This window comes from Ruegeria sp. P8, from assembly GCF_056534665.1.
In genome coordinates, this window is the sequence record NZ_JBQERC010000001.1 from 80021 (window position 1) to 89418 (window position 9398).

The 9398-nt window shown below is 61.0% G+C and carries 11 protein-coding genes; 6 read left to right on the plus strand and 5 right to left on the minus strand.

Annotated features, from left to right (window positions below; all coding sequences use genetic code 11):
- Positions 1-175: 175 nt before the first annotated feature.
- Genes ACR0BZ_RS00395 through ACR0BZ_RS00405 form a run of 3 tightly spaced genes read left to right on the plus strand, consistent with a single transcriptional unit; the run spans position 176 to position 2978 of the window.
- Complete coding sequence (locus ACR0BZ_RS00395) at positions 176-1027, plus strand: DMT family transporter (protein ID WP_480919157.1); 852 nt, start codon at positions 176-178, stop codon at positions 1025-1027.
- 29 nt (positions 1028-1056) lie between these two features.
- On the plus strand, positions 1057-1830 hold the full coding sequence (locus ACR0BZ_RS00400) for an alpha/beta fold hydrolase (RefSeq protein WP_480546141.1): 774 nt from the start codon (positions 1057-1059) through the stop codon (positions 1828-1830).
- Positions 1827-2978, plus strand: coding sequence for an alpha-D-ribose 1-methylphosphonate 5-triphosphate diphosphatase (locus ACR0BZ_RS00405; protein ID WP_480919158.1), 1152 nt, complete (start codon positions 1827-1829; stop codon positions 2976-2978). The genes ACR0BZ_RS00400 and ACR0BZ_RS00405 overlap by 4 nt, the downstream gene beginning before the upstream one ends.
- Before the next feature lie 65 nt (positions 2979-3043).
- Here ACR0BZ_RS00405 and ACR0BZ_RS00410 read toward each other — a convergent pair whose 3' ends face one another.
- The 4 genes from ACR0BZ_RS00410 to ACR0BZ_RS00425 all read right to left on the minus strand — a co-directional run bounded on the left by ACR0BZ_RS00410 (position 3044) and on the right by ACR0BZ_RS00425 (position 5652).
- Positions 3044-4111, minus strand: coding sequence for a 5-(carboxyamino)imidazole ribonucleotide synthase (locus tag ACR0BZ_RS00410; RefSeq protein WP_480919159.1), 1068 nt, complete (start codon positions 4109-4111; stop codon positions 3044-3046).
- 2 nt (positions 4112-4113) lie between these two features.
- Positions 4114-4869, minus strand: a complete 756-nt coding sequence (locus ACR0BZ_RS00415) for an NAD(P)-binding domain-containing protein (protein ID WP_480487573.1) — start codon at positions 4867-4869, stop codon at positions 4114-4116.
- Complete coding sequence (gene purE, locus ACR0BZ_RS00420) at positions 4866-5351, minus strand: 5-(carboxyamino)imidazole ribonucleotide mutase (protein WP_267362974.1); 486 nt, start codon at positions 5349-5351, stop codon at positions 4866-4868. Before purE ends, ACR0BZ_RS00415 begins: the two co-directional genes overlap by 4 nt.
- A gap of 76 nt (positions 5352-5427) precedes the next feature.
- Positions 5428-5652, minus strand: coding sequence for a YdcH family protein (locus ACR0BZ_RS00425; RefSeq protein WP_267362973.1), 225 nt, complete (start codon positions 5650-5652; stop codon positions 5428-5430).
- 163 nt (positions 5653-5815) lie between these two features.
- Between ACR0BZ_RS00425 and ACR0BZ_RS00430 the strand changes: the two genes are divergently transcribed.
- The 3 genes from ACR0BZ_RS00430 to ACR0BZ_RS00440 all read left to right on the plus strand — a co-directional run bounded on the left by ACR0BZ_RS00430 (position 5816) and on the right by ACR0BZ_RS00440 (position 7439).
- Positions 5816-6229, plus strand: a complete 414-nt coding sequence (locus tag ACR0BZ_RS00430) for an Hsp20 family protein (protein WP_058275530.1) — start codon at positions 5816-5818, stop codon at positions 6227-6229.
- A 5-nt stretch (positions 6230-6234) separates the two neighbouring features.
- Positions 6235-6459: a DUF1150 family protein gene (locus ACR0BZ_RS00435; protein WP_209504776.1), complete on the plus strand. Its 225-nt coding sequence runs from the start codon at positions 6235-6237 to the stop codon at positions 6457-6459.
- Between the two features lie 92 nt (positions 6460-6551).
- Positions 6552-7439 (plus strand): PhzF family phenazine biosynthesis protein, encoded by an 888-nt coding sequence (locus ACR0BZ_RS00440; protein WP_480919160.1) that lies wholly within the window; start codon positions 6552-6554, stop codon positions 7437-7439.
- A gap of 102 nt (positions 7440-7541) precedes the next feature.
- Here the strand turns inward: ACR0BZ_RS00440 and ACR0BZ_RS00445 are convergent, their stop codons facing one another.
- On the minus strand, positions 7542-9260 hold the full coding sequence (locus ACR0BZ_RS00445; RefSeq protein ID WP_480519148.1) for a bifunctional sulfate adenylyltransferase/adenylylsulfate kinase: 1719 nt from the start codon (positions 9258-9260) through the stop codon (positions 7542-7544).
- Positions 9261-9398 lie beyond the last annotated feature (138 nt).

The following is a 9398-nucleotide window of genomic DNA, read 5'->3' on the forward strand; positions in this document are numbered from 1 at the left end:
AGAGGGGAAGCAAAGTGCTAACGGACGGGGTCGCCTTTTGGCGGCCCCGTTTCATTTCCGATGGCCGCAATGCGGCCATGCCTCCGGCGGGAGTATTTTGGAAAAGATGAAGGCAGGGCCGCGTGTGCCCGAATTGTGAGTGTCCAACTCGCCACCAAGTCGGTATGTGGTTGAAATGCGACTGTTCCTTCTGACCGCCCTGACCATGTGCGCCTTTGCGGCGAACTCCATTCTGAACCGGCTGGCTATCGACAGCGCGTCCAGTGATCCTGCGGGGTTTGCCATTATCCGGGTTCTGGCGGGGGCGTTGGTTCTGGCCGCACTGATCCTGCTGCGTAGAGGACATTTGCCCCTTCGCAACCGCAGGCGGATCATCGGGGCCGGGTCGCTTTCCCTGTATATGATCGGGTTTTCAATTGCCTATCTGACGTTGGATGCGGGGCTGGGCGCACTTATCCTGTTTGCCGTTGTGCAGATTACCATGTTCGCCGCCACCGCCCTTGCCGGGGTCAAACCCACCCGACGACAGCTGGCCGGGGCAGCGATTGCACTGGGTGGTCTGGCCTGTGTCCTGTGGCCCACAGGAACAGTGCAGGTCGATCCAACCGGAACCGTTTTGATGATCGCAGCCGGGATCGGCTGGGCAGCCTATTCACTGGTCGGGCGGTCCGAGCCTGATGCGTTGCAGGGCACGGCCGCAAATTTCATCGTCGCGCTGCCGGTAACCGCGCTGGCCCTGATGGCCACAGGGGCAGAGTGGCACATGACCGGATTGGGCTATCTCCTTGCGGCCTTGTCAGGTGGCGTGACCTCGGGTCTGGGATACGCCTTGTGGTATCGCGTTCTGCCCCGGCTGGCACCTTCAACGGCGGCGGTCGTCCAGCTCAGCGTGCCGGTGATCGCGATTGTGGGCGGCGTGGTGCTGTTGGGGGAAAGCGCGGGTGTGCGGCTGCTTGTTGGTGCGGCGCTGGTTTTGGGCGGTATCGCGCTGGCTGTCCTGCGACGTCAACGTGGGAAGGGCTTTTAACGCAGGCGCACAGGCTTTATCTGGCGGGTATGAGAATTCTGATCGCCCTGCTTTGTTGCCTTTTTCCCGCCGTGGCCAGCGCGAAATGCGTTGTCCTGCTGCACGGTCTGGCCCGGACCGAGGCGTCATTCAGCGTGATGGAGCAACTGTTCAAAGCGAATGGCTATTCCGTCGTGCGCCCCGGTTACCCATCGACCGAAATCGGTATCCCCGAACTGGCCGAACAAACCATCCCGCAAGCATTTGCAGCCTGCGGCAGTGACACCGTCAATGTCGTTGCGCATTCCATGGGTGGCATCCTGTTGCGATACTGGTTGCAGGACCACAGCCCTGAAAACATGGGCCGTGTCGTCATGCTGGGGCCGCCCAATCAGGGTAGCCAGCTGGTCGATGAACTCAGCGCGTGGGAGGTGTTCGGATACCTGAACGGCCCGGCCGGACTGCAACTGGGTACGGGCCCGGATGGTATTCCCAGCCGCCTGCCGCCCGTGGATTTCGAACTGGGGGTCATCGCAGGTGATCAGTCCCTGAACCTCGTGTTTTCATCTCTGATCGACGGTCCTGACGATGGCAAGGTGTCGGTCGAATCCACCAAGGTCGAAGGCATGGCCGATCATCTCGTCTTGCCGGTGACCCACACCTTCATGATGAACAACCCGCAGGTCATGGCACAGGCTTTGCACTTCATCGAATTTGGTCGGTTTGATCCCCAGATCACTTGGCTGGATGGTGTGATGGACGTAATAGACGAGATCTGCATCGGGCAGAATTGCTCGGAACCGGGGGCGGAGCCATCAGAATGACCACATTGGAACTGACATTGACCGGTGCCGAGGTTCTGCTACCGGATGAAGGGCTGTCACGCGCGGAGCTTTCCGTTGCAGGTGGGGTCATTCAGAAAGACGCAACCGGGCGGCGGATTGACATGACCGGGTTTCTTGTTCTGCCAGGTATTGTCGACTTGCACGGCGATGGGTTCGAACGCCATATCGCCCCACGTCGCGGCGCGATGAAGCAGATGAATGAGGGCATTCTGTCGGTCGAGGCCGAACTGGCCGCCAACGGCATCACCACAGCCGTTCTGGCGCAGTTTTACAGCTGGGAAGGCGGCGTGCGCGGCCCGGACTTTGCCGCGCAGGTGTTTGCGGCCATCGCAGCGGTCAAGGGCAGCACGGTCACCGATCTGATCCCGCAATTGCGGTTCGAGACCAATATGCTCGCGGATTACGACGGGCTGGCCCGTCGCATCGCCGATTGGCAGGTGCCATACGTGGTCTTCAATGATCACCTGCCGCATGATCGTTTGGCACAGGGCAAGAAACCACCGCGCCTGACCGGGCAGGCATTGAAGGCCGGACGCAACCCAGAGGCGCATTTTGCGATGCTGCTCGACATGCACGCCCGCAAGGCTGAGGTTCCGGCCGCGCTAAAAGCGCTCTGTTCGGACCTTGCGGACATGGGCGTGCGTCTGGGCAGCCACGATGACGCAACTGCCGAGGCGCGCGCTTGGTGGCGCAGCCAAGGGGTGCGTATTGCCGAGTTTCCCGAAACGCTTGAAGCCGCCGAGGCGGCGCGCGCTGCCGGGGATCACGTCATTCTCGGCTCGCCCAATGTGGTCCGCGGCGGCTCGCATAAGGGTAACGCCAGCGCGGTAGAGCTGATTGCGATGGGGCTCTGTGATGCGCTGGCCTCGGATTACCATTATCCCAGTCCACGCCGCGCGGCGCTGATGCTGGCCAAAACCGGGCTGCTGGATCTGGCCGGTGCCTGGGCGCTGATCTCATCCGGCCCCGCGCGGGTGCTGGACTTGCAGGACCGGGGCACGCTTGCCGCGGGCAAACGCGCCGATCTGGTAATCCTTGATGCAACCACTCATCGGGTCGCCGCGACATTGGCGGGCGGGCGCGTCAGCTATATGTCTGGGGATATCGCAACCCGCTTTGTGGGGTAAAACCAGACCAGCTTCACCTTTTTCCAAATCCTCTCGCCGAAGGCATCGCGCCGTAGCGCGATATTCTACCGCTTGATCCGGTTGAAATGTCCCATCTTGCGACCGGCCTTGACCTCGGCCTTGCCGTAAAGATGCAGCGCGACGTCCCGTTCGCGCGCCAGCTCGGGCACGCGGTCCATATCGTCGCCGATCAGGTTCTCCATCACCACATCCGAGTGGCGCTGCCCGTCGCCCAACGGCCAACCCGCCACCGCGCGGATGTGCTGTTCGAACTGATCCACGGCGCAGCCATTCTGCGTCCAGTGGCCCGAGTTATGCACGCGCGGCGCGATCTCGTTCACGATCAGTCCGCCGGGTGTTACGAACAGCTCAACCCCCATGACACCGACATATTCCAGAGCGTTCAGGATATTGGCCGCCAGCAGGATGGCATCGGTGCGCTGGGCGGGGGACAGTCGGGCAGGGATGGTGGTGGTGTGCAGGATGCCATCGCGATGCACATTCTCACCCGGGTCGAAACAGGCCACCTGACCGTCCAGCCCCCGCGCAGCAATGATCGAAACTTCGTGCGAAAAATCAACGAACCCCTCCAGAAGGGCAGGCGCACCAGCCATATCGGCCAGCGCGGCCTCGGCATCCCGGGGGGTGCGCAATCTGGCTTGTCCTTTGCCGTCATAGCCAAAGCGGCGGGTCTTCAGGATGGCGGGCGTGCCGATTTCTTCGATGGCCGCATTCAGGCTGTCCAGATCGGTGATATCCGCAAACGGAGCCGTTTTCAGGCCAAGCCCCTGCAGGAACGTCTTCTCGGTCAGGCGGTCCTGACTGACCCTCAATGCCTCACGCCCGGGACGAATGGGGCGATGGGCTTCCAGAATATCCAATGCCTCGGTCGGGATGTTCTCGAACTCATAGGTGATGACGTCCACCGCATCGGCGAAGGCCGTCAAGGCGTCGATATCGTCGTAGGCCGCTGTCGTAACCCGATCCGCAACCTGCCCGGCAGGCGGGTTTGCGCCCGGCTCGTAGATGTGGCTGACAAACCCCAGCCGAGAGGCTGCCACCGACAGCATCCGGCCCAGCTGGCCGCCACCCAGAATCCCGATCACTGCACCTTGGGCGAGCATCTCCGCCATCGTCAATTCTCCAAACGTTTTCCAATTGCGCCAAGCGCCGCTCTCAGCGCCTCATGCGCGCCCTGTTCGATCAGGGTGCCCGTCATTTGCAGGCTCAAAGTACCTTCGGTCGCCAAAGCGTCGCGCTCCTGTGCCAACCGCCCGGCTGTGCCTTTTTCCATCGCGGCGAGAAAACCCGCCATCAACTGCGTGGTATAGAACTCGGCCCCGTCCGCATCGCCGGTTACGTCACCCAGCCATTCGGCCCCGGTGGCCATCAGATCCAGAATGCCGGGAACCATGGCACAAATGGCAAAATGCGCGTTCAGCGCCACCTCATCCGCAACCTTGACCACGGGGTTTTCCGGCTCAAACAGCTCGGCCAGCAAGCGGTCATTGCCGAACGCCGCCATCGGACAGCCACCGGACTGCAAGAACCCCAGTGGGATGGTTTGGACGAAATCCGACGCAGGGGCGCAAAGCTTGGCCAAATCCTCGGCGGAAACGGCCGCCATAACTGACACGACCTGCTGATCGGCACGAAAGGTAAGGGGGGCCAGAACCTCGGCCGCAATATGCGGGCGCAGGCACAGGAACACGATGTCCGAGGCGTCAATCACCGCTTGCGGCGGCGCGATAGTCACGCCCAGTTCGGCCTTCAGGGCGGCCGAGACCTCGGCGTTGCGTTCTGTCACGCTGATCTCATGCCCTTTGGCGGCCATCAGCCGCGCAATCGGCGCGGCGATATGCCCGGTGCCGATAAACCCGATCCGGCTCATCCCTGCGGTTCCTCGGGGATCGAGGCGGACAACGCGTCACGCCAGGCATCCAGCCGCGCGGCCAGGGCTTCATCCTGCAAGGCCAGAATGCCCGCTGCCATCAGGCCCGCATTGGCTCCGCCAGCCGACCCGATTGCCATGGTCGCCACCGGAAAGCCCTTGGGCATCTGCACAATGGAATACAGCGAATCCACCCCCGACAGGGCCCGCGTCTGCACAGGCACGCCAATCACCGGTACGCGTGTTTTCGAGGCCATCATACCCGGCAGATGTGCCGCTCCGCCAGCGCCCGCGATGATCACCTGCAACCCGCGTGATACGGCGGTCTTGCCATAGTCCCACAACCGGTCCGGGGTGCGATGGGCCGAAACGATACGCGCCTCATAAGCGATGCCCAGTTCATCCAGAATATCTGCGGCTTCCTTCATCGTGGGCCAGTCCGACTGGCTGCCCATGATGATCCCCACTGTCACATCGCTCATCCGCTTACGTCCCCGCGCTCAGAAAGAGCGCGCACTATAGCCAAATCCGCTTTTGTGGCAATGCGGTACAGGGCGTTCAGGCAATGATATCGGGGGTCAGGCGGTCTTCGATCAGGCGGATGAAGTCTTTCAGGCGCAGTTTTTCCTTTTTCAGACGCCGAAGGGTCAACTGATCAGCCGTTCCTTTTTCGTGCAGCGCCTCGATCGCCTCATCAAGGTCGCGGTGCTGGCGGCGAAAAACCTCCAACTCAACCCGCAGAACTTCTTCGGTTTTCATCGAAAGGTCGGTGGGCGCGTTCATTGGCGACTCGGGCTTGTTGTGGTGCTTGCCCAACAAGATAGTGTGTCAGACGTTATCGCGCCAGACCTTGTGGACATCCTGTTTTCTTCCCATATTCTATAACAAGCGGTTGCCGGAACGGGACCGCGCACCACGTCGCTTTGACAATAAAGGACGAAAATACGTGTCGAAACTTACTCTTGGCTCATACCCGCATCTTTTGGGGTTCGAGCAGCTGGAACGCCTTCTGGAACGGTCTGCAAAGGCCGGTAATGAAGGATACCCGCCCTATAACATCGAACAGACCTCGGACTTTTCCTACCGCATCACCCTTGCGGTGGCCGGGTTCGCCGAAGAGGATCTGTCGATCACCATCGAGGATCGCCAACTGGTGATCCGGGGCCGTCAGCGCGACGACAGCGAGGGGCGCATCTTCCTGCACCGTGGTATCGCGGCGCGTCAGTTTCAGCGCATGTTCGTGCTGGCTGACGGGGTCGAGGTGGGAGAGGCGATCATGGAAAACGGTCTGCTGCATGTGGATCTGACCCGCGCCGTGCCGGAAACCGTGGTTCAGACAATCAACATACGGAAGGGGTAAGAGCAATGAATACACCGATTGAAATCAACACCGAAGGCGATCGTATCGTCTATGTGAAAACAGTCGACGTTGCCGATCTGCCGCGTGATCTGCGCGATCAGGCAGGTGATCTGGATCACCTTTATGCCGTGCACGATTCCGATGGGCAGCAACTGGCGCTTGTGGCCGACCGCAAGCTGGCCTTCGTTCTGGCCCGTCAGCACGACCTGTCACCTGTGGCCGTTCACTGAACGGCCCCTTTGTCCGGTGGGGCTGAAACGTTGCCCGCAACACACGCGCATCGGCGAAACTGCCGCTTTTAACCTGTAACGGAGCCGACTGCATGAGCTGGTTTGAATTCGACTGGGTAGACGCCTTCACCAATCGTGCATTCGGCGGCAACGGTTGTGCCGTGGTCCACGGCGGCGCGGGTCTCTCGGCCGAGGTCTGCATGGCCTATGTGCGCGAAACCTCTCTGGTCGAATGCACATTCACCGGCCCGTCCGACGTGGCCGACATCCGCGTCCGTTATTTTCTGGCCAGCCGTGAAATTCCCTTTGCCGGTCATCCGACGATTGCCACCGTAGCGGCGATGCGGTCGCGCGGCATGATCTCCGGTGATAACCTAACGCTGGAAACCGGCGCTGGTATCGTTTCGATCGGTTTGCAGGGCGAACAGATTGAGATGACGCAGGTCGCACCGCAATTTGGTGCGCATGTGCCAGCCGATCTGGTGGCAAAGGCGATCAGCCTGCCGCAAGAAGCCATCATCTCGCCACCCCGGATGGTTTCAACCGGCTTGCCCTTCTGTATTACCGTTCTGCGCGATCATGACGCTTTGCGCGCGGCCCGCCTGTCCGAGGACGCGCTGCGCAAAGTGGCTGCGACGGCAGGGTATTCCGGCTCGGACATGGCCGAGCCTTTCCTCGTGACGCTCCAAGGGGCCACCGACGCGGGCGATACGTTCTCGCGCCTGCTCATGGCCCCGCCCAGCCCGCCCGAGGATCCGTTTACCGGGTCCGCCACCGGGGCCATGGCGGCCTATCTGTGGAAATATGGGCTGATGACCAAAGACAGTTTCGTTGCGGAACAGGGTCACGATATGGGTCGCCCCGGTCAGGCTGTTGTCACGCGCGTTGGCCCCACCGACGTGATGACGGGAATCAAGGTAGCCGGTCAGGGGCATATCCTGATGCGCGGGCAGGTGGATCTGCCAGAAGCCACTCAGTAGCCGAACCGTTCCCGTCCCCAGGGACTGCCCGGAACGCCTCAGCCCATAAAAACAAAAAAACGGCCCCCGAAAACCGGAGGCCGCTGCATTCATTCATCTGGTTCAGCCTGCTGCGATCAGGCCCATGCTTTCCAGCTTCAGCAGCACCTGATGAGCGCAGTTGTCGACCTCGACATTCTCGGTCTCGACACGCAATTCAGGGTTCTGAGGCACGTCATACGGGTCCGAGATACCGGTAAATTCCTTGATCTTGCCCTCGCGCGCCAGCTTGTACAGACCCTTGCGGTCGCGCCGCTCACACTCTTCGATGGTGGTCGCGACATGCACTTCGCAGAAGGCACCGAACTGCTCGATCTCTTCGCGTACCGCGCGGCGCGTGGTGGCATAAGGTGCGATCGGCGCGCAGATGGCGATGCCACCGTTCTTGGTGATCTCGGATGCCACATAGCCGATCCGTCGGATGTTCAGGTCGCGATGCTCTTTCGAGAAACCCAGTTCGGATGACAGGTTTTTCCGCACGATGTCGCCATCCAGCAACGTGACCGGACGGCCCCCCATCTCCATCAGCTTGACCATAAGCGCGTTGGCGATGGTGGACTTGCCCGAGCCCGAGAAGCCGGTGAAGAACACGGTAAAGCCCTGCTGGCTGCGTGGCGGCTTGGTCTTGCGCAGCTCGGCCACCACTTCGGGAAAGCTGAACCATTCGGGGATTTCCAGACCCTCGGCCAGACGGCGGCGCAGCTCGGTGCCCGAGATGTTCAGGATCGTGACATTGTCCTTGTCCAGAATCTCGTCATTCGGCTCGTATTGCGCGCGCTCCTGCACATAGACCATGTGCTTGAAATCGACCATCTCGACGCCGATCTCGTCCTGGAACTGGCGGAACAGATCCTGCGCGTCATAGGGGCCATAGAAATCTTCCCCGGCCGAGTTCTTGCCCGGACCCGCGTGATCGCGACCCACGATGAAATGGGTGCAGCCATGGTTGGCGCGGATTAGCCCGTGCCAGACCGCCTCGCGCGGGCCAGCCATGCGCATCGCCAGATTCAGCAGGCTCATCGAGGTGGTGGACGCGGGATACTTGTCCAGCACCGCCTCATAGCAGCGCACGCGGGTAAAGTGGTCTACGTCGCCCGGCTTGGTCATGCCCACGACCGGGTGGATCAGCAGGTTGGCCTGCGCTTCCTTGGCGGCGCGGAAAGTCAGTTCCTGATGCGCACGGTGCAGCGGGTTGCGGGTCTGGAAGGCCACGATCCGGCGCCAGCCCAGCTTGCGGAAATAGGCGCGCAGCTCGTTTGGTGTATCGCGGCGACCGCGGAAGTCATAGTGAACGGGCTGCTGGATGCCAACAATAGGGCCACCCAGATAGACCTTGCCCGCCACATTGTGCAGATAATTCACCGCCGGGTGGGCATCGTCATCGGCACCAAAAACCTTCTCGGCCTCGCGGGCCTTGTTCGGGGTCCAGCGGTCAGTGACCGTCATGGTGCCCAGAATCACGCCTTCCTGATCGCGCAGCGCGATATCCTGACCCAGTTCGATCTTGTCCGCAAAGTCTTCACTGACGTCCAGCGTGATGGGCATCGGCCACAGGGTGCCGTCAGCCAGACGCATGTTTTCGACGACATTGTCGTAATCGGCTTCGCTCAGAAAGCCTTTAAGCGGGTTGAAACCGCCATTCATCAGCAGTTCCAGATCACAGATCTGGCGCGGGCTCAGATCCCAACTGGTCAGGTCGGCGGCTTCAACCTTCAGTTTCTGGGCCGAGTCATACGACACATAAAGTTCGGGAATGGGGGCCAGATTGCTTAACATCGTCATCTGAATACTCTTATCGCAGTGTTGTGTTGCCAATGATTCAAGGGCGTTTTCGGGGCATTTGCACCGACTGTTGGGCGAAGTCCACTGGCGTCAATGAAACAAAGGACGATATGCGCTGATTTCTCGCGGATTGGAAGG